Origin of the sequence: Stenotrophomonas maltophilia, from assembly GCF_047782825.1 — a bacterium.
Lineage (GTDB): Bacteria > Pseudomonadota > Gammaproteobacteria > Xanthomonadales > Xanthomonadaceae > Stenotrophomonas.
The window spans coordinates 4281487-4299957 of sequence record NZ_CP180589.1; the positions used below are offsets into that span (position 1 = coordinate 4281487).

Genomic DNA, 18471 nt, shown 5'->3' on the forward strand with positions numbered 1-18471 from the left:
CCTCAGGCGATCATCAGGTGCGGTCGTACAACAGGTCCCAGACGCCATGGCCGAGCTTCTGGCCACGGGTCTCGAAGTGCGTCTGCGGGCGCCAGTCCGGGCGCGGCACGCTGCCACGCGGGCCGGCGCGGTTGACCAGGCCGGCGGTGGCGTCGAGCACGTCCCACATCTGCTCGGCATAGTCTTCCCAGTCGGTGGCGCAGTGCAGGCGGCCACCCGGGCGCAGCTTGCGCACGATCAGCTCGGCAAACGCGGGCTGCAGCAGGCGGCGCTTGTTGTGGCGCTTCTTGTGCCACGGGTCCGGGAAATAGATGCGCACTTCGTCCAGCGCGCCATCGGCGATCTCGTTCTGCAGCACTTCCACGGCGTCGTGGTGGTACAGGCGCACGTGGTCGGCGTTGTCGTCGGCCAGCGCGTTCAGCAGGCGGCCCACGCCGGGGGCGTGCACCTCAATGCCGATGTAGTCGCGCGACGGGTCGTGCTGGGCGGCGAAACGCAGCGCGGCGCCGTTGCCGAAACCGATTTCCAGCACCTTGTGCGCCGGGCGGCCGAAGGTGGCATCCAGATCGCGCGGCTGGCCGTTGTAGTCGATGCCAAAGCGCGGCCAGCGTTCGTCGAACGCGCGCTGCTGGGCGGGAGTGAAGCGGCCCTGGCGCAGCACGAAGCTGCGCACCTCACGGCGGCCTTCGTTCACGGTGAAGGGCTTGGGCGGGGCCTTGGAGCCGGCGCTGTCGAAAGGATTGGTCATCAGCCGATCAGCCCATCCACCGGGGAGGAGGCGCTGGCGTAGCGCTTGCGCGGGATGCGCCCGGCCAGAAAGGCCTCGCGGCCGGCTTCGACGGCCTTGCGCATGGCGCTGGCCATCAGCACCGGGTGGCGTGCACCGGCAATGGCGGTGTTCATCAGCACGCCGTCGCAGCCCAGTTCCATCGCGATGGCGGCATCGGAGGCGGTACCCACGCCGGCATCGACGATGATCGGTACCTTGGCGTCTTCGATGATCTGCAGCAGGTTGTACTTGTTCTGGATGCCCAGGCCCGAACCGATGGGCGCAGCCAGCGGCATCACCGCAGCGCAGCCGATCTCTTCCAGGCGCTTGGCCAGGATCGGGTCGTCGGAGGTGTAGACCATCACCTCGAAGCCGTCCTTGACCAGCTGCTCGGCGGCCTTGAGGGTCTGCACCACATCCGGATACAGCGACTTCTGGTCGCCCAGCACTTCCAGCTTGGTCAGGTTGTGGCCGTCCAGCAGCTCACGGGCCAGGCGGCAGGTGCGCACGGCGTCCTCGGCGGTGTAGCAGCCGGCGGTGTTGGGCAGGATGGTGTAGCGGTCCGGCGGCAGCACGTCCAGCAGGTTCGGTTCGCCCGGGTTCTGGCCAATGTTGGTGCGGCGGATGGCCACGGTGACGATCTGCGCGCCAGCGGCCTCGGTGGCCAGGCGGGTTTCTTCCAGATCCTTGAACTTGCCGGTGCCGGTGAGCAACCGCGAGCCGTAGGTCTTGCCGGCGATCACCAGCGAATCGGGGGAGACATGAAGGTTCATGGCGTGATTATCGCTTATCCGCCTGAAGATGGGGTCACGCAGAGGGCCGGGTCGGATCCCTTTGCCCGCGGCAAAGGGCTCTGACCCGCTGCTGGGTGATTCGGGGTCGGAGCCCCTCGCGATGCGATGGGATCCGACCCCTGGACCTCAACCACCGCCCAGCGCGTGCACGATCTCCACCACATCCCCATCGGCCAGCACATGTTCGCCATGGCGGCTGCGGCTGACGATCTCGCCGTTCACTTCCACCGCCACCCGGCGCTGCAGCAGCTGCTCGGCGGCAAGCAGGTCGTGGAGGGTCGCCGCGGCGGGCAGGGTGCGGGGTTCGCCATTGAGCTGGATGTTCATCCGGACATTGTCGCCGATGGCCCGGCGGGATCGGAACAGTTGCAACCTGGCCTGCACGCCACCTCCGGCACACCCCTTCGACGGGGGATCGGGCGACAATTCATGCGGCGGCGCAGCGTGAGCAATCGGCGGCACGGTGAAACCATTCACCGTGCGCCGGCGTACGTGTGTGCCGGATCCCCAACATTTTTCCCCCAGGAGTTTTTACATGCTGCTCAGCAAACGCCCGATCCGCTCCCTCATGGCGGCCGCGATCGCGCTCGCCGCGCTGCCGGCCATGGCAGGCGAATCCCCGTTCACCCGTACCGTGTTCATCGGTGACAGCCTGACCGACAGCGGCTACTTCCGCCCGCTGCTGCCGCCGGACGTGCGCCCGGTAACCGGCCAGTCCACCACCAACCCCGGCTGGGAATGGGCGCAGTGGGTGGCCGACTACTACGGCACCAACGCCAGCCCGAACGGCAACGGTCAGACCGGTGACAACTACGCCGTGGGCGGCGCCCGTGTCGGCACCGACTTCCGCAACCCGCAGCTGGGCAATGTCCTGGTGCCGTCGCTGAAGACGCAGACTGCCAACTATCTCGCAGCCAACGGTGGCAAGGCCGACCCGCGCGCGCTGTACACCGTCTGGGGGGGGGCCAACGACCTGTTCCAGATCACCAACCCGGCCCAGGCGCCGGCCGTGATCGGCGCGGCGGTTACCGACCAGATCGGCATCGTGGCCAGCCTGAAGCAGGCCGGCGCCCAGTATGTGCTGGTGCCGAACCTGCCCGATATCGGCTCCACCCCGGGCTTCATCGACCGCGGCGCCGCTGCGCGTGTTCAGGGCACGGCCCTGTCCAACGCCTATAACAGCGCCCTGTACGGTGGCCTGAAGCAGGCCGGCGTCGATTTCATTCCGCTGGACACCTACACCCTGCTGCGCGAAATCATCGCCAATCCGGGCATGTACGGTTTCAGCAACGTCACCGGCCGCGCCTGCCTCACCGCCTCGTCGCTGACCTGCAGCCCGCTGGCCTACGTGCGCCCGGATGCCGCCAGCACCTACCTGTTCGCCGATGACGTGCACCCGACCTCGGCCGCGCATCAGATGCTGGGCCAGTACGCCATCTCGATCCTGGAAGGCCCGCGCCTGCAGCAGATCCTGACGCATTCGGCGCAGACCATCGGCCGTTCGCGCGCCGACCAGGTCAGCCTGCATCAGGCCGGTCGTCCGGCCGACGGCCTGTCCTGGTGGGGTGGTGTGCGTGGTGACATGCAGCGCTACGACCACGCCGATGTGTACGACGGCCTGGCCCCGGCCGGCCTGTTCGGTGTCGACTGGGCACGTGACGGCATGGTCGTCGGCGGTTTCGCCGGCTTCGGCCGCATGAACGCCGACTTCGGCAACAACCGTGGCGACTTCACCCAGAAGGACACCACTGCCGGCCTGTTCGCCGGCTGGTACGGCGACCGCATGTGGGTCAACGGCCAGGTCAGCTACACCTGGCTGTCCTATGACGTGAACCGCAAGGTCCATCTGGGCCCGGCCACCCGTGAACACGGCGGCTCGCCGGACGGCAGCAACCTGACCGCGGCCCTGAACGCCGGCTACGAGTTCGGTACCGAGGGCGGCTTCCGCCACGGTCCGATCGCCTCGGTGATCTGGCAGAAGGTCAAGATCGACGGCTACACCGAAAGCGCCGATGCCGGCACCCTGGCCACCGCGCTGGGCTACGGCAAGCAGGACGTCGATTCCACCGTCGGCCGCATCGGCTGGCAGGCCCGCTTCGATGGCGGCGCCGTCAAGCCGTACGTGCAGGTGACCTACGACCACGAGTTCGAAGACACCAAGCAGGCCAGCGCCTGGGTGCAGAGCCTGCCGGACGTGGGCATGTACCGCGTGCCGGGCATGGACTTCGACAAGAACTATGCAACCGCCATCCTCGGCGCGCGCATGGAACTGTTCGGCCTGCAGAGCAACATCGGCCTGAGCGCCAATACCCTGCAGAAGCGTTCGCAGGACGCCACGCTGTTCGCCAGCTTCAGCGGCAGCTTCTGATCCAGATCGGGGTCAGGGCCCTTTCCGCCAGGAAAGGGCCCTGACCCCATTGCTCAACACCCGCTGCTGCGCATAGACTTTCACCCTGCAATGCGGGCGTAGCTCAATGGTAGAGCTGTAGCTTCCCAAGCTACTGACGTGGGTTCGATTCCCATCGCCCGCTCCATGTCCTGCACCGCCGCGCCGCATTTCCGCCGCGCCGGCCCCGCCAGACCGCCTCAGTAGGCCGCGAATACGCTGGCCAGTGTGTCTGCATCCAGTACCTGGCCGCGGTCGCGATCATGCGTGTGCAGGTACCAGACGTCGGCCGGTTCCAGCTGCCGCGTCAGGTACCACTGGTTTTCCCGCGCCAGGATGTCCACCCGCCCCTGGCAACCGAAGCAGAAGCGTGCGAGGGGCTTGATCATGGCGGCCTTGCCATTGATTTCCAGCGCCAGCGCGGGCGCGTCGTAGGTTTTCTCCAGATCGGGCGTTGGCCGCTCGGTGATGGTCATGGTCCTGCGGGCAATCTTGGCAACCCCGGCCCGGACCAACGGTTGCAGCCACTGCTCGATGCTGTCGAACAGGCCGTGCAGTGACTGGATCCAGTCCTGGTAGTGCTTTGCCACGGCGTCGGCCTTTGCCTGCTCCGCCTGTGCGGATTCCTGCAGTTTCACTGCAAGTTGTTCCATCTTCGACATCGGTGTTTCCGGTTGGGGTGGTACCTGCATGGTGGATGGGTGCGGTCATCCGGTTCCAGCCAATCGCGACAATTTCGTAGAAGTCCTAAATGCACTGCCCAAGCATGGCAGTCCGCACTTTCAAACTTTTCCCATGGGCGGGCAGGGAGCAGGCGGCTAGCGTGGTGGTTCACCTGGAAGGAGCTGCTTGCCGTGAACTGCAGAGACGATGTCGTGGAACGCATCCATCAGATCTTTCTTTCCGCCGGTGTCGGCTCCAACAAGCAGCTTGAGGCCGTGCGCGCGCTGGGCCGTGCCGGTGGCCCCTGCGCTGCGCAGCTGATCGAGCAGATCTACCAGCAGGCCTTCAGCGGCTCGGCCCTGCAGATGGCCTGCGTGGCGGCGCTGGGCGAGGCCGCCCGCGGCTGTCCGGCCCGCGCTGGCGGCGACGGCTGAGCGTCCTGCATGGCGCGTGAAATCCGCCGCCCGCGGCATCATCCGCCCGCAACGCGGCCGCGCTATGCTGCGCGCCTGCCGTCCACTGCCGCCGCGATGAAGCTCGCCATCCTGTCCCGCAACAGCTCGTTGTACTCCACCCGCCGGTTGGTCGAAGCGGCGCGCGGGCGCGGGCATACCGTCCGCATCCTCGACCCGCTGCGCTGCTACATGCGCATCGCCGCCGATGGCTTCTCGATGCACTACAAGGGCCGGCCGATGACCGGCGTGGATGTGGTCATTCCGCGCATCGGTGCCTCGATCACCCGCTACGGCACCGCCGTGCTGCGCCAGTTCGAACTGATGGGCGCGCGCACGCCCAATCCTTCCGACGCCATCCTGCGCTCGCGCGACAAGCTGCGCGCGCACCAGCTGCTGGCGGCCAAGGGCATCGACATGCCGGTCACGGTGTTCGGCGACAACCCCGATGACACGGTCGACCTGCTGTCCATGCTGGGCCCGCCACCGCATGTGGTGAAGCTCAACGAAGGCACCCAGGGCCGTGGCGTCATCCTGACTGAAAAGGCCAGTGCCTCGCGCGGGATTGTCGAAGCGTTGCGGGGCCTGTACGCCAATTTCCTGATGCAGGAGTTCATCGGCGAGGCCAAGGGCGCGGACCTGCGCTGCTTCGTGGTGGGCGACCAGGTGGTGGCCTCGATGCAGCGGCAGGCCCCCGAAGGCGACTTCCGTTCGAACCTGCATGCCGGTGGCACGGCCCTGGCGGCCAAGGCCAGCCGCGCCGAGCAGCAGGTGGCGGTGCGCTCGGCCAAGGCGCTGGGGCTGTCGGTGTGCGGGGTGGACCTGATCCGGTCAGAGCGCGGCCCGTTGGTGCTGGAGGTCAACTCCACCCCCGGCCTGGAGGGCATCGAAGCGGCCTGCCAGGTGGATGTGGCCGGCCGCATCATTGCCCACGTGGAGAAGATAAAGAAGCCTTGATTTTCAATGGCTTGCGAATTTCCTGAAGATTGCCGGCCGGGTTTAACACCGCTTTAATCGGTGCCGGCGTAGCCTTCAACGCACCGCAGCTCTGCCTCTCAGCAGGATCGGTAATCGGGATACGACTTCAGGCCCAGGCGGGTGCACCGCCTGGGTCTTTTTTATGCCCGCGCGCGGTCCCGCCATCCCTGCCGGAAGTCCCTTGTGGTGGAGCAGGCGGACTCGTAGAGTTGGGCCTTCGTTCCGGGATGGATCGGGAGATTGGCGATGTACCGCATCACGATGATCGCGCTGTTGCTGGGCCTGTCTGCTGTCGCCCAGGCCAAGTCGGAAAAAGCCGTGGTCCAGATGGATCGGCAGGCCCCGGTGGCCGAGCAGGTCCGCCAGGTCGAACAGGCCTTGGACGACGGTGATTACAACGAAATCTCCGCCGATGACCGCACCGCCGTGCGGCAGGCGCTGGCGCGCATCACCCAGCGGATGGGCGACCGCCAGACCGTGCAGGAACTGCCCGGCACCCTGCAGAACGAAGTCTTCAACGACCAGGAACGGATCAACACCATCCTGACCCGCGCCCATGACGACAGCCGTCAGGTCTGCCAGCACACGCGCACGACCGGCAGCAACATGCCCAAGAGCCGCTGCCTGACCGTGGCCGAGCGCCGTCGCATCGAGGAGAAGGGCAAGGCCCTGCTCAACGATCAGCGCAGCTACCAGACCCTCAGCCCGCCGCCGGCAGGGCGCTGAGCGGCCCCCGGTGGGCACTTGCTGACCGGAATCAACAGCCCATACAGTCGGCATTCACTCAAACAGGGATTTGTTCGTCATGAAGCATCCATTGATGGTTGCGCTGCTGGTGCCTGCGCTGGGCCTGTGTTTTGCCGTACACGCCAAGAATGCGGTGCTCGAACCGGGCAAGCCGCTGGTGCCGCAGATTGAAGCGATTGAAAAGCAGCTGGGCGACGGTGAAACCTATTCGGAGCTGGGCGCCCAGGAGCGTACGCGCGTGCGCGAAGTCCTGGCCCGCCTGCGCGGTGTGGGCGAGAAGTACGCCGACGGTGTGTCGATGCCTGAATCGGTCCGAACCCAGATGTTCAACGACCAGGAGATCGTGAACACGGTTTTGACACAGGCGCGTGAAGATAGTCGTCTAATATGCCGACGTGAAAAGACCACCGGTACCAACCGGGCCACCACGCAGTGCGCTACTGTTGCAGAGCGTGCGCGGCAGCGCGAAGCAGCAGATCGGGACATGATCCGGGCCCAGCGCGGCGGTCGTACCCTAAACAACTAGAGGTGACAGTGAGAATCCTGGTAATCGAAGACAACAGCGACATCGCCGCCAATCTTGGCGACTACCTGGAGGACCGGGGCCACACCGTGGACTTCGCCGCTGACGGGGTCACCGGGTTGCATCTGGCCGTGGTGCACGAGTTCGACGCGATTGTCCTGGATCTCAACCTGCCCGGCATGGACGGCATCGAGGTCTGCCGCAAGCTTCGCAATGAAGCGCGCAAGCAGACCCCGGTGCTGATGCTGACCGCCCGCGATTCGCTGGACAACAAGCTGGCCGGTTTCGACTCGGGCGCCGACGACTACCTGATCAAGCCGTTCGCGCTGCAGGAAGTGGAAGTGCGCTTGAACGCGCTGTCGCGCCGCGGCAAGGGCGTGCAGACCCGTGTGCTGGAAACCGGCGATCTGGAATACAACCTGGACACGCTGGAAGTGCGCCGCCAGGGCAAGCTGCTGCAGCTGAACCCGACGGCGCTGAAGATCCTGCAGGCGCTGATGGAAGCCGCGCCGGCGGTGGTAACCCGCCAGGAGCTGGAAACCCGCGTGTGGGGTGAGGAGCTGCCGGATTCCGATTCGCTGCGCGTGCATATCCACGGCCTGCGCGCGGTGGTCGACAAGCCCTTCGAAGTGCCGCTGATCCAGACCCGCCATGGCATCGGATACCGCATCGCCACGCCGGAAGCCTGATTCGGTGGCAACCAAGGGGGAGCGCCGGCGTACGCCCTACAGGCGGCGCCTGCGCAGCCGCATCATCGTCTCGTTCGTGTTGTTGGGCTTCTGCCTGACGACACTGTTCGCCTTTGCCACCAACTGGGCGCGCATGCGCGTGGAAAACCAGCTGGTGGAAGACGTGATGAACCGCAACATCAACGAGTATGTGCGGCGCTACTACGAAAGCCCCGACCGCAATCCCGACCTGCCGGTGCAGCAGATGCGTGCCCGGCTGATCAAGCCGGACAAGTTCGAGGCGCTGCGGCAGGAAGAACCGGACTGGTTCGAGTTCAAGGACGGCCTGTACAACATGGGCGGCGTCGACGAACGCGGCCAGCGCTATTCCTACAAGCTGGCGGTGCGCAAGACACCCGATGCCTGGGCCTTCCTTGCCTACGACATGACCGACAGCGCCCGTGGTGGGCAGCAGCTCAACCGCGCGCTGATCCTGTCGGTGCTGGTGTTCAGCCTGTTGTCGCTGGTGCTGGGCTGGTGGTCGGCGTCGAAGGTGATGAAGCCGGTGTCGGACCTGGCGGCGCGGCTGCGCGCCTATCGCGGCGGCACCAGCGACCCTGAGCCGCTGGCACCGCGCTTCCCCGATGACGAGGTGGGGCAGCTGGCGCAGGCGCTGGACGATTATTCCTCGCGCCTGACCGAGGTGGTGCAGCGCGACCGCGAGTTCAATGCGGACGTCAGCCATGAGCTGCGTACGCCGCTGGCGGTCATCCGCGGCGCAACCGAACTGCTGCTGACCCGCCCCGGCCTGGACGAGAAGGTGCTGCAGCGCCTGCAGCGCATCCAGCGCGCCGAACAGCAGTGCAGCGACCTGATTGGCGCCCTGTTGCTGCTGTCGCGCAACGAGCGCGGGCAGGGCACCAGCAACGTGGCCCGCGTGGCCGAGCAGCTGCTCGATGCCCATCGGGCACAGCTGGGCGGCAAGCCCCTGGAGCTGGTGCTGGAGGGCGAGCGCGATCTGGTGATCGATGCTCCCGAGGCCGCGCTTTCGGTGGCGCTGGGCAACCTGATCGGCAACGCGGTGAAGTATTCGCAGGACGGCGACGTGCGCGTGCATGTCGCCGCCAATGCCGTGTCGGTGACCGACAGCGGCCCCGGCCTGAGCGAAGAAGATGCGGCCAAGCTGTTCCAGCGCGGGTATCGCGGTACCCATGCCGGGCACTCGCAGGGCGGCGGCATTGGCCTGTCGATCGTCAGCCGCCTGTGCGATCTGTACGGCTGGCAGGTGAGCGTGCGCCCGGGTGGGCAGCGCGGTGTGATTGCGACACTGACGTTTTCGCCGAAGCCCCTGTAAGCGGAGCTCTACAGTAGATCCACGCCATGCGTGGATACGCTTTGATGGTGCTGGCCGCTGGCCGCTGGCCGCTGGCCGGCAACCAGGCCTCAACCCCCGGCCAACCCCAGATACCGCGCATGCAGCTGCTCCACCTGAACCTGCAGGTCCTCCGGCTGCCCATCATTGACCACCACGTCATCGGCCAGCGCCAACCGCTGCGCCCGGCTGGCCTGGGCGGCGATCATCCGGTCCGCCAGCGCGGCATCAATGCCATCGCGCTGCATCAGCCGGGCGTGCTGCACGGCTTCCGGCGCATCCACCACCAGTACGCGGTCCAGCCAGGGGTAGGCCGTTCGCCCGCCCACTTCGGTCAGCAGCGGGATGGCCGCCAGTGCGTAGGGGCTGGCCGCCTGCTCGCACTGCTGTTGCATCAGCAGGCGGATGGCCGGGTGGGTGATCGCTTCCAGCGCGACCCGTTCGGCCGGGTCGGCGAATACGTGGGCGCGCAGGCGTGCCCGGTCCAGGCTGCCGTCGTCCAGCAGCATGTCCGCGCCGAAGCGCTCGGCAATGCGGGCCAGGGCCGGGCTGCCGGCCGCCACCGCGGCGCGGGCGGCCAGATCGGCGTCGGCCACCGTGATGCCCAGCGCCTCGAAGCGCCGGGTGACCTCGCTTTTGCCAGCGGCGATGCCGCCGGTCAGGCCCACCACGTAGCGGCTCATGGCGATGCCGTCAGCGCAGCCCGCTCATGACCATGTACTGGTTCAGCAGCGGCTCGCCCCACATGAAGAACAGCCAGCCGGCCAGCGCCAGGTAGGGGCCGAACGGAATCGGCGTGGCCTTGTCGCGGCCACGGCTGTACAGCCAGATCGAGCCGATGATCGCGCCCAGCACCGAGGACATCAGGATGATCGGCAGGATGCCCTTCATCCCGCACCACGCGCCCAGGGCAGCCAGCAGCTTGAAATCGCCGTGGCCCATGCCTTCCTTGCCGGTCAGCTGCTTGAACAGCCACCACACCGACCACAGCGACAGATAGCCGAGCAGGGCGCCCAGCAGGGCCGGCTTGGCGGGCATGTACAGGTTGTCGATGCTGCCTATCAGGCCCAGCCACATCAGTGGCAGGGTCAACTGGTCGGGCAGCAGCTGGGTGCGCAGGTCGATGCCGGACAGGGCGATCAGGAAGCAGGTCAGCACGATCGCGCCGAAGCCCTGCCAGCCGAAACCGAACTGCCAGACGCAGGCCAGCACCATCACCGAGGTCAGCGCCTCCACCAGCGGGTACTGGATGGAGATGGGGGCCTTGCAGTGGCGGCACTTGCCGCCCTGGATGATCCAGCTGAACAGCGGGATGTTCTCGTACCAGGACAGCTTGTGCTTGCAGTGCGGGCAGTGCGACGGCTCGACCACGATCCCCGGTGGGGGTGGTTCGTAGAAGTCCGGTTCTTCCAGGACTTCGCGCGCATCGCGCTTCCACTGCCATTCCAGCCGCTTGGGCATGCGGAGGATGACCACGTTCAGGAAACTGCCCAGCAGCAGTCCCAGGGCGGCTGCGGCGGGGTAGCCGAGGCCGGGGTGCTGGTCGAGAAATGCCATTGTTTATTCTTATCCGACGACGGAGGCGAGCTTGAAGATCGGCAGGTACATGCCGACGACCATGCCGCCCACTACCACGCCGATGAACACCATGATCATCGGTTCGAGCAGGCTGCTCAAGGCGTCAACGGCATTGTTGACCTCCTGCTCATAATACTCGGCCACCTTGAACAGCATGGCATCCAGTGCGCCGGCCTCTTCGCCGATGCCGGTCATCTGGATGACCATGTGCGGGAACATGTTGGTCTGCTTCATCGCCATGTTGACCGGGTAGCCGACCGAGACGTCGTCACGCATGCGCAGCACGGCTTCTTCGTAGACCTTGTTGCCGGTGGCGCCGGCAACGATGCCCAGGGCCTCCACCAGCGGCACGCCAGCCTTGAAGGTCACCGCCGTGGTGCGCGAGAACCGCGCGATGGCGCTGTTATGCATGATCTGGCCGATCACCGGCACCTTCAGGATGAACCGGTCCATCCCATGTTGCATCTTCGGCGAGCGTTTGTACGCCATGACGAAGCCGACGATGCTGCCGATGACGATGATGGCGATCAGCCACCACCACGCGACCATGAAGCGTGATGCGGCCACGATCATCTGGGTGAAGGCGGGCAGGTCGGCGCCGAAGCTCTTGAACACGTCCTCGAACTGGGGCACCACGAAGATCAGCAGGATGGCGCTGACCAACAGTGCCACAGCGATCACCATGGCCGGGTAGAACAGCGCCTTCTTGATCTTGCCCTTCAGGGCTTCAATGTTCTCTTTGTAGTTGGCTACGGTGTCCAGCACCGTTTCCAATACGCCGGCACCCTCGCCGGCGCGCACCAGGTTCCGGTACAACTCATCGAACTGCACCGGGTGCTTGCTGATCGCCTCATACAGCGACGAGCCGCCCTCGATGTCGGTGCGGATGCTGTCGACCATCTTTTTCATGCGCACGTTCTTGTGCCCACTGCCAATGATTTCCAGCGCCGACACGATCGGCACGCCGGATTTCATCATCGTCGCCATCTGACGGCTGAAGAAGGCAATGTCCTTGGTGCTGATGGGCTTGCCGGAGCCGCCGAAAAGGGGCTTGGGCTTGGCCTTCACCTGCCCGGGATTGATCCCCTGGCGGCGCAGCTCGGCGCGCAGCAGATTGGCGTTCTTCGCCAGCTGCTCGCCTTTCATCTTCACACCCCGCTTGTCGGTCCCCTCCCAGACAAACGGTTGCAGTTCCATCGTGGCGCGGGCCACGGGCTCTTTCTTGATCGCACTGCGACTGACAGACATGTTGGCTCCCCGGCCCGCCATCCCCAGGCGGACATACAAGAACGGATGGTAGCGGGTTCATCGCCGTCTGGGCAGCGGGGATGGGGGCGGAAGTGCGAAATCGTGGCGGGGGCCGACAAAAGGTGACGCATTGCGTCACATTGCCGCCTCCGTCGCAGATTTCCCTCCGGGGGGTTCCCATCCCGAAAATTGCTGCCATTATTGGCTCCGGGGAAATTCAGGGGGAGGCGTGCCGGGGTTGGCACGCAACCTGCGTTGATCCACCCGCAGGGTGCAGGACCCGCTCAGCCGGCCGATGGCCGGACCGATTCTGTGCGCTGACTCAACCACCACTTATCTTGGGGATGTAACCATGAAGAACCAGAAGGGCTTCACCCTGATCGAACTGATGATCGTCGTTGCGATCATCGCGATCCTGGCCGCCATCGCGCTGCCGCAGTACAAGAACTACACCGCCCGCGCCAAGATCACCCAGGCAGTGGCCTCGGTCGCCGGCGAGAAGATCAAGGTCGCTGAGAACTATGCTTCGGAAGTGGCTGATCTTTGCCAGGGCGCAGCTGCCTGCACCGGTGGCACTGGCCTCGGCACCGTGGTGCTGGCCGGCAAGTCGAAGGACAACACCGCAACTGTTGATATCAAGCCGACCGCTCCGGCTAACTCGACCGATCCGATCCAGTGGACCTGCACCGTGACGGCTTCCAGCGTTGCTGGTTACAAGTCCGATGCTTGCGAGACCCTGACTCCGTAACCGAGTCTGCGCGAGCATCATCAGCGCACGGATGCCCGCGAGAAATCGCGGGCATCTGCATTTGTAATGCCCGCTTCGGGCGTCTATAACCTGATCATCCCTTCCAAAGTCCGCCGCCATGAACGCAGTCACCACCGCCAATCTCGTCGGCATCACCGGCCTGGCCCGTCGCCTGGTGCAGGACGGCGCCCTGGATGAAGCGGGCGCCCGTGATGCCATGGCCAAGGCGGCGGCGGCCAGGCAACCGCTGCCCACCTGGTTCGCACAGAACAAAGTCGTGGGGGCCGCTCAGCTGGCGGCCGCCAACGCGGTCGAGTTCGGCATGCCGCTGTTCGATGTATCCACCTTCGATGCCAGCCAGAACGCGATGAGCCTGGTCAGCGAGGAACTGCTGCGCAAGCACAACGTGCTGCCGCTGTTCAAGCGCGGTGGGAAGCTGTTCGTCGGCACCAGCAATCCGACCCACTCGCTGGACGAGATCAAGTTCCATACCAACCTGGTGGTGGAGCCGATCCTGGTCGACGAGGACCAGATCCGCCGCACGCTGGAACAGTGGCACACCAGTCACGACAGCCTGGGCGATTCGCTGGGCGGTGACGACGATGCGCTGGCCAACCTGGATATTTCCGGTGGCGACGAGGACATGGCCGGCGGTGACAGCGGCATCGACGCCAAGGGCGACGACACCCCGGTGGTGAAGTTCGTCAACAAGGTGCTGATCGATGCGATCCGCAAGGGCGCCTCGGACATCCACTTCGAGCCCTACGAAGACGATTACCGCGTGCGCCTGCGCATCGATGGCCTGCTGAAGATGGTCGCGCGCGCGCCGGTGAAGTTGAACCAGCGCATCGCCGCGCGTCTGAAGGTGATGGCGCAGCTGGATATCGCCGAAAAGCGCGTGCCGCAGGACGGGCGCATCAAGCTGAACCTGTCCAAGACCAAGCAGATCGACTTCCGCGTCAGTACCCTGCCCACGCTGTTCGGCGAAAAGGTGGTGCTGCGTATCCTGGACGGCAGCGCGGCCAAGCTGGGCATCGACAAGCTGGGCTATGAACCGGACCAGCAGAAGCTGTTCCTGGAAGCCATCCACAAGCCTTACGGCATGGTGCTGGTGACCGGCCCGACCGGTTCGGGCAAGACGGTGTCGCTGTATACCGCGCTGGGCATCCTCAACGACGAGACCCGCAACATCTCCACCGCCGAAGACCCGGTGGAAATCCGCCTGCCCGGCGTCAACCAGGTGCAGCAGAACAACAAGCGCGGCATGACCTTCGCCGCCGCCCTGCGCTCGTTCCTGCGACAGGATCCGGACATCATCATGGTCGGTGAAATCCGCGACCTGGAGACGGCGGAAATCGCGATCAAGGCCGCGCAGACCGGCCACATGGTGCTTTCAACCCTGCACACCAACGATGCGCCGCAGACCATCGCGCGCCTGATGAACATGGGCATCGCACCGTACAACATCACCAGCTCGGTCACCCTGGTGATCGCCCAGCGCCTGGCGCGCCGTCTGTGCAGCCACTGCAAGCGGCCGACGACGCTTCCGGATCACGCACTGCTGGCCGAGGGCTTCACCCAGGCGCAGCTGGATGCGGGCATCCAGCTGCATGAGGCGGTCGGCTGCGACGAATGCACCGAGGGCTACAAGGGCCGTACCGGCCTGTACCAGGTGATGCCGATGACCGATGAGATTTCCACCATCGTGCTGGCCGGCGGCAACGCGCTGCAGATTGCCGAGGCTGCGCAGGCGATCGGAGTGAACGATCTGCGCCAGTCGGCATTGAAGAAGGTCGCAGCGGGCGTCACCAGCCTGGCCGAGATCAACCGCGTCACTAAGGATTGATGCCACGCGGGCTGCGGTCCGCGCACGGTAGATCCACGCCATGCGTGGGTGGTTTCCACGGTAGATCCACGCCATGCGTGGATGATCCGCCACGAATCCCGCCGTAGATCCACGCCATGCGTGGATGGCGTGATCCGAATGGGGTCAGAGCCTTTTCCTGCGGAAAAGGATCCGACCCCAGGCCCCAGGCCCCAGGCCCCAGGCCCGGCGGCCCTTACTCCATCCCCAGCTTCTTCAGCTTGTAGCGCAGCGCGCGGAAGGTGATGCCCAGCTGCGCGGCGGTACGGGTCTTGTTCCAGCGGTTTTCTTCCAGCGCGCGCTGGATCGCGCTGCGCTCGAGCTGCTCGATGTAGGAGGGCAGGGCGGCACTGCCAGGGTGCAGGTCGACCACCGCTTCGGGCGGCGCAGCGCTGCCGTGCGCACGCGGGCCGTGCTGCGGCAGGCGCAGGTCGTCGGCACCAATGCGGTCTTCCTCGGCCAGGGCCAGCGCCCGTTCCAGGATGTTCTCCAGTTCGCGCACATTGCCCGGGAAGCCGTACTGGGCCAGTGCATCCAGCGCCGAAGGCGCCAGCAGCGGCGTGGTGCGGCCATGGCTGCGGGCCAGTCGGGCCAGGATCGATCCGGCCAGGTCCGGCAGGTCCTGGCGGCGCTCGCGCAGCGGCGGCACCTTCAGCTCGATCACGTTGATGCGGTAGTACAGGTCATGGCGGAAGCGCCCGTCCTCGACCAGCTCGGCCAGGTCCTTGTGGGTGGCCGACAGGATGCGCACGTCCACCGGCTCTTCGTTGGCCGCGCCCAGGGCGCGCACCGACTTTTCCTGGATGGCGCGCAGCAGCTTCACCTGCATCTGCAGCGGCAGCTCGGCCACTTCGTCCAGGAACAAGGTGCCGCCGTGCGCGGCCTGGAACAGGCCCGGCTTGTCCGCATGGGCGCCGGTGAAGCTGCCCTTGCGGTGGCCGAAGAACTCGCTTTCCATCAGTTCGGTCGGGATCGCGCCGCAGTTGACCGGAATGAACGGGCCGGCAGCGCGTGCGCCCTGCGCGTGGATGGTGCGCGCCACCAGTTCCTTGCCCACGCCCGATTCGCCCAGGATGTAGACCGGGGCCTGGCTGCGGGCGACCTTGCCGATGGTGGCGCGCAGCACGTCCATGGCCGGCGAACTGCCGAGCAGGCGGGCCGCCTCTTCAGTGGCCGGGCCGGGGGCAGGGCGCTCGCTGTTGTTCAGTTCCAGCGCGTGCTTGACCAGCCCGCGCAGCACGCCGATATCCACCGGCTTGCTGACGAAATCGAAGGCGCCGGCCTTCAGGGCTTCCACGGCCAGATCCATGCTGCCGAACGCGGTGATCATCGCCACCGGCGTGCGCGGGTAGTGCTGGGCGATCTCGCTGACCAGTTCGATGCCGTTGCCGTCGGGCAGGCGCATGTCGGTGATGCACAGGTCATAGGGATTGCTGGCCAGCAGTTCGCGGGCTTCGGCCAGATTGGCGGCAGTGCTGATGCGCAGGCCCATGCGGCCCAGGGTCAGCACCAGCAGTTCGCGGATGTCGCGCTCATCGTCGACGACGAGGGCGCTGCGGGTTTCGTTCATGGGCAGGAAAGATAAACGAGGGGGCTGGATGCGACAAATGTTTGACGGGGCGGATCAGTTCGGAAGCAGGGTATGCGGGCCGGGCAGGACCAGCCGGAAGCAGGAGCCGCCGGCCGGCACAGGGATGTAATCCAGCCGCGCCTGGTTGGCCCGGCACAGCTCGCGGGCGATATACAGGCCCAGGCCGGTGCCGTGCTCGGAGGTGGTGAAGAAGGGTCGGAACAGCTGCGCGGCCACCGCCTCGGGAATGCCCGGGCCGCGGTCCATCACATCGATCACCGCGCTGCGCTCGTGCTGGGCCACGCGCAGGCGCACGCGTGCCGGCTGCTGGCCGATGCGGCCGTACTTCAGCGCGTTGTGCACCAGCACGGTCAGCACCTGGTAGAGATGGCGGGTATCGACCTGGGCCGGCACCGAGGTCTCGTTGATGATCGGCTCGATGCTGTCCGTTTCCAGGGTCTGACCCTGCTTGTACTCCAGCACGAAGCGGCGCACGAAGGCGGCCAGATCCACGTTTTCCGGGTTGGCCCGTTCGCGGCGGGCCAGGCCCAGTACGCTTTCGACAATGCCGTTGGTGCGCTGGCACTGCTGGTGGATGATCTGCAGCAGGCGGCGGTCGCTCTCGTTGAAGCCGGTGCCTTCCTCCAGCAGCTGCACGGCATAGTTGATCGCCGCCAGCGGATTGCGGATCTCGTGGGCCAGGCTGGCCGAGAAGCGCCCCATCGCCGACAGGGTGAGCGATTCGGCGCGGCGCGAGACCACGCTGGAATCGTCCAGGAACACCAGGGCCAGGTCGCTGCCGGCCAGCAGGCGGGCAAAGCGCGGCTGGACCTCGGGCTGGTCGGGGTTGAGCTGCAGGGGCATCTCGTCCTGGCTCCAGCCGTTGCGCCAGCGGTTCAGGCGCCGGGCCAGTTCCGGGGCGATGCTGGTCAGGTCCAGCTGGCCGCTCTCGCCGATGCCATCGCTGTCGCCCAGCAGCAGCGAGGCGGCCTCGTTGGCCAGGGTGATGCGGTTTTCACCATCGACCACCATCACCCCGGTGCGCATGCGGCGGATGATCAGTTCGTTGATCTGGAACAGGTTGGCCACTTCGTCGCCGCGCTGGTTGGCCAGTTGCTGGTTGCGCCGGGCGCGGTTGCCTACCTGGTAGCTGATGAAGGCCAGGGCCAGGTAACTGGTGGCGAACATGGCCAGTTCGGCCAGCGTGCGGGTGGGGTCGCCGCCTTCCAGCACCTTCCACAGGTATTCGGCCGCGGTGGCGACGCTGGCGGCCAGGGCCAGCACCAGGCCCCAGCTGAGCGGCAGCAGGGTGGCCGCGGCGGCGATATTGAACAGCAGCGACATCGAGATGCCGGCGCTGGCGCCGGGCAGGGCATGGGCCAGCAGGCTGGCGGCGATGATGTCCAGCAGCACGCCGGTCACCACGATCGGCAGCAGCCAGCGCTCGCTGCGGCCGACCGCCAGCAGCAGCAATGACAGCAGCAGGTACGCGGCACCCACCGCATAGGCCAGGCGCGGGTGGTGCGCATCGCCGACCATGGCCGACAGGGGGCTGTACAGCAGGGCGGCGATGACCGAGGCGATCAGCACCCGGTACAACGCGAAGAAATAGAGCTCGCGCCGCGGAATCGATTCGATACGGTCGATCAATGAAGCACTGGGTGACACGCCGGAACTCCCCTTCTGGCTGCCTGGAACTGGGTCTGACGGCGTTGGCCTGGAATGTGCCCGACTGTCCCCCGATCGTCGGATACGCTTCGTCATCGTAGAGTCGAGCCATGCTCGACTGTGGTTTCCGTAGAGACTGTGGTTTCCGTAGAGTCGAGCTTGCTCGACTGCTCCAGGCACCGGTCGAGCATGGCTCGACTCTACCTCGACGCGACGCCACCCAGTATAGGCCGGTGGAAGCGGTTTCCTGCGCAATCGGCCTTGGCCAGGCCTTGGGCGGCACCCGTGGGGGCGGCGCAACTGCCTGAATGGCGGCGGAAATCTGGCCGGATCAGGCCGTTTGTCCCGACGTCTTTGCGCCCCGGCGCTGGCTCGGCCACAATAGTGGGCCCGCCGCGGTCCATGCCGGCGCCCCGCCGGGGCCCCTGAGGAATTGCGTGCGG

General features: G+C 66.1%; 18 protein-coding genes and 1 tRNA gene. 10 read left to right on the forward strand and 9 right to left on the reverse strand.

Annotated features, from left to right (window positions below):
• Positions 1–13: 13 nt before the first annotated feature.
• The 3 genes from trmB to thiS form a co-directional block, all read right to left on the reverse strand.
• Positions 14–748, reverse strand: a complete 735-nt coding sequence (gene trmB, locus ACM2ZB_RS19700) for a tRNA (guanosine(46)-N7)-methyltransferase TrmB (protein ID WP_313441802.1) — start codon at positions 746–748, stop codon at positions 14–16.
• The gene (locus ACM2ZB_RS19705; RefSeq protein ID WP_313441800.1) at positions 748–1542 is read right to left on the reverse strand and encodes a thiazole synthase; all 795 of its coding nucleotides are present in this window, start codon (positions 1540–1542) and stop codon (positions 748–750) included. The genes trmB and ACM2ZB_RS19705 overlap by 1 nt, the downstream gene beginning before the upstream one ends.
• Before the next feature lie 147 nt (positions 1543–1689).
• Positions 1690–1890, reverse strand: coding sequence for a sulfur carrier protein ThiS (thiS, locus tag ACM2ZB_RS19710; protein ID WP_313441828.1), 201 nt, complete (start codon positions 1888–1890; stop codon positions 1690–1692).
• Positions 1891–2098: 208 nt separating this feature from the next.
• Between thiS and ACM2ZB_RS19715 the strand changes: the two genes are divergently transcribed.
• Both ACM2ZB_RS19715 and ACM2ZB_RS19720 read left to right on the forward strand, forming a co-directional pair.
• The gene (locus tag ACM2ZB_RS19715; RefSeq protein ID WP_416056681.1) at positions 2099–3931 is read left to right on the forward strand and encodes an autotransporter outer membrane beta-barrel domain-containing protein; all 1833 of its coding nucleotides are present in this window, start codon (positions 2099–2101) and stop codon (positions 3929–3931) included.
• Positions 3932–4023: 92 nt separating this feature from the next.
• A tRNA-Gly gene (locus ACM2ZB_RS19720) sits at positions 4024–4097 on the forward strand.
• Between the two features lie 52 nt (positions 4098–4149).
• On the opposite strand, the gene ACM2ZB_RS19725 is transcribed toward ACM2ZB_RS19720, so the two are convergent.
• Positions 4150–4611, reverse strand: a complete 462-nt coding sequence (locus ACM2ZB_RS19725; protein ID WP_416056682.1) for a hypothetical protein — start codon at positions 4609–4611, stop codon at positions 4150–4152.
• 192 nt (positions 4612–4803) lie between these two features.
• On the opposite strand from ACM2ZB_RS19725, the gene ACM2ZB_RS19730 reads away from it, so the two are divergent.
• From ACM2ZB_RS19730 to ACM2ZB_RS19755, 6 genes are all read left to right on the forward strand, one after another.
• The gene (locus ACM2ZB_RS19730; protein ID WP_416056683.1) at positions 4804–5046 is read left to right on the forward strand and encodes a hypothetical protein; all 243 of its coding nucleotides are present in this window, start codon (positions 4804–4806) and stop codon (positions 5044–5046) included.
• Positions 5047–5142: 96 nt separating this feature from the next.
• Positions 5143–6021, forward strand: a complete 879-nt coding sequence (gene rimK, locus ACM2ZB_RS19735) for a 30S ribosomal protein S6--L-glutamate ligase (protein WP_416058587.1) — start codon at positions 5143–5145, stop codon at positions 6019–6021.
• Between the two features lie 267 nt (positions 6022–6288).
• Positions 6289–6768: a hypothetical protein gene (locus ACM2ZB_RS19740; protein WP_416056684.1), complete on the forward strand. Its 480-nt coding sequence runs from the start codon at positions 6289–6291 to the stop codon at positions 6766–6768.
• A 94-nt stretch (positions 6769–6862) separates the two neighbouring features.
• Positions 6863–7315 (forward strand): hypothetical protein, encoded by a 453-nt coding sequence (locus ACM2ZB_RS19745; RefSeq protein ID WP_416056685.1) that lies wholly within the window; start codon positions 6863–6865, stop codon positions 7313–7315.
• Between the two features lie 8 nt (positions 7316–7323).
• Complete coding sequence (locus tag ACM2ZB_RS19750; RefSeq protein ID WP_005410804.1) at positions 7324–8001, forward strand: response regulator transcription factor; 678 nt, start codon at positions 7324–7326, stop codon at positions 7999–8001.
• Positions 7964–9334 carry a HAMP domain-containing sensor histidine kinase gene (locus ACM2ZB_RS19755; RefSeq protein WP_313441789.1) on the forward strand — a complete coding sequence of 457 codons (1371 nt, stop codon included), beginning with the start codon at positions 7964–7966 and terminating at the stop codon, positions 9332–9334. The genes ACM2ZB_RS19750 and ACM2ZB_RS19755 overlap by 38 nt, the downstream gene beginning before the upstream one ends.
• 89 nt (positions 9335–9423) lie before the next feature.
• Here ACM2ZB_RS19755 and coaE read toward each other — a convergent pair whose 3' ends face one another.
• The 3 genes from coaE to ACM2ZB_RS19770 are packed head-to-tail and all read right to left on the reverse strand — an operon-like array spanning position 9424 to position 12178.
• The gene (gene coaE, locus ACM2ZB_RS19760; RefSeq protein ID WP_416056686.1) at positions 9424–10035 is read right to left on the reverse strand and encodes a dephospho-CoA kinase; all 612 of its coding nucleotides are present in this window, start codon (positions 10033–10035) and stop codon (positions 9424–9426) included.
• A gap of 10 nt (positions 10036–10045) precedes the next feature.
• On the reverse strand, positions 10046–10909 hold the full coding sequence (locus tag ACM2ZB_RS19765) for an A24 family peptidase (RefSeq protein ID WP_313441785.1): 864 nt from the start codon (positions 10907–10909) through the stop codon (positions 10046–10048).
• A gap of 9 nt (positions 10910–10918) precedes the next feature.
• Complete coding sequence (locus ACM2ZB_RS19770; protein WP_416058588.1) at positions 10919–12178, reverse strand: type II secretion system F family protein; 1260 nt, start codon at positions 12176–12178, stop codon at positions 10919–10921.
• A 352-nt stretch (positions 12179–12530) separates the two neighbouring features.
• On the opposite strand from ACM2ZB_RS19770, the gene ACM2ZB_RS19775 reads away from it, so the two are divergent.
• Complete coding sequence (locus ACM2ZB_RS19775; protein WP_416056687.1) at positions 12531–12926, forward strand: pilin; 396 nt, start codon at positions 12531–12533, stop codon at positions 12924–12926.
• Positions 12927–13044: 118 nt separating this feature from the next.
• The gene (gene pilB / locus ACM2ZB_RS19780) at positions 13045–14772 is read left to right on the forward strand and encodes a type IV-A pilus assembly ATPase PilB (protein ID WP_416056688.1); all 1728 of its coding nucleotides are present in this window, start codon (positions 13045–13047) and stop codon (positions 14770–14772) included.
• 214 nt (positions 14773–14986) lie between these two features.
• Here the strand turns inward: pilB and ACM2ZB_RS19785 are convergent, their stop codons facing one another.
• Both ACM2ZB_RS19785 and ACM2ZB_RS19790 read right to left on the reverse strand, forming a co-directional pair.
• Positions 14987–16360: a sigma-54-dependent transcriptional regulator gene (locus tag ACM2ZB_RS19785; protein ID WP_416056689.1), complete on the reverse strand. Its 1374-nt coding sequence runs from the start codon at positions 16358–16360 to the stop codon at positions 14987–14989.
• A 54-nt stretch (positions 16361–16414) separates the two neighbouring features.
• Positions 16415–18028, reverse strand: coding sequence for a sensor histidine kinase (locus tag ACM2ZB_RS19790; protein ID WP_313441775.1), 1614 nt, complete (start codon positions 18026–18028; stop codon positions 16415–16417).
• Between the last annotated feature and the right edge of the window lie 443 nt (positions 18029–18471).

Coding starts and splice junctions, on each gene's coding strand:
- trmB (WP_313441802.1), bottom strand. CDS start 748: ATGACCAATCCTTTCGACAGCGCCGGCTCCAAGGCCCCGCCCAAGCCC.
- ACM2ZB_RS19705 (WP_313441800.1), bottom strand. CDS start 1,542: ATGAACCTTCATGTCTCCCCCGATTCGCTGGTGATCGCCGGCAAGACC.
- thiS (WP_313441828.1), bottom strand. CDS start 1,890: ATGAACATCCAGCTCAATGGCGAACCCCGCACCCTGCCCGCCGCGGCG.
- ACM2ZB_RS19715 (WP_416056681.1), top strand. CDS start 2,099: ATGCTGCTCAGCAAACGCCCGATCCGCTCCCTCATGGCGGCCGCGATC.
- ACM2ZB_RS19725 (WP_416056682.1), bottom strand. CDS start 4,611: ATGTCGAAGATGGAACAACTTGCAGTGAAACTGCAGGAATCCGCACAG.
- rimK (WP_416058587.1), top strand. CDS start 5,143: ATGAAGCTCGCCATCCTGTCCCGCAACAGCTCGTTGTACTCCACCCGC.
- ACM2ZB_RS19740 (WP_416056684.1), top strand. CDS start 6,289: ATGTACCGCATCACGATGATCGCGCTGTTGCTGGGCCTGTCTGCTGTC.
- ACM2ZB_RS19745 (WP_416056685.1), top strand. CDS start 6,863: ATGGTTGCGCTGCTGGTGCCTGCGCTGGGCCTGTGTTTTGCCGTACAC.
- ACM2ZB_RS19755 (WP_313441789.1), top strand. CDS start 7,964: ATGGCATCGGATACCGCATCGCCACGCCGGAAGCCTGATTCGGTGGCA.
- coaE (WP_416056686.1), bottom strand. CDS start 10,035: ATGAGCCGCTACGTGGTGGGCCTGACCGGCGGCATCGCCGCTGGCAAA.
- ACM2ZB_RS19765 (WP_313441785.1), bottom strand. CDS start 10,909: ATGGCATTTCTCGACCAGCACCCCGGCCTCGGCTACCCCGCCGCAGCC.
- ACM2ZB_RS19770 (WP_416058588.1), bottom strand. CDS start 12,178: ATGTCTGTCAGTCGCAGTGCGATCAAGAAAGAGCCCGTGGCCCGCGCC.
- ACM2ZB_RS19775 (WP_416056687.1), top strand. CDS start 12,531: ATGAAGAACCAGAAGGGCTTCACCCTGATCGAACTGATGATCGTCGTT.
- pilB (WP_416056688.1), top strand. CDS start 13,045: ATGAACGCAGTCACCACCGCCAATCTCGTCGGCATCACCGGCCTGGCC.
- ACM2ZB_RS19785 (WP_416056689.1), bottom strand. CDS start 16,360: ATGAACGAAACCCGCAGCGCCCTCGTCGTCGACGATGAGCGCGACATC.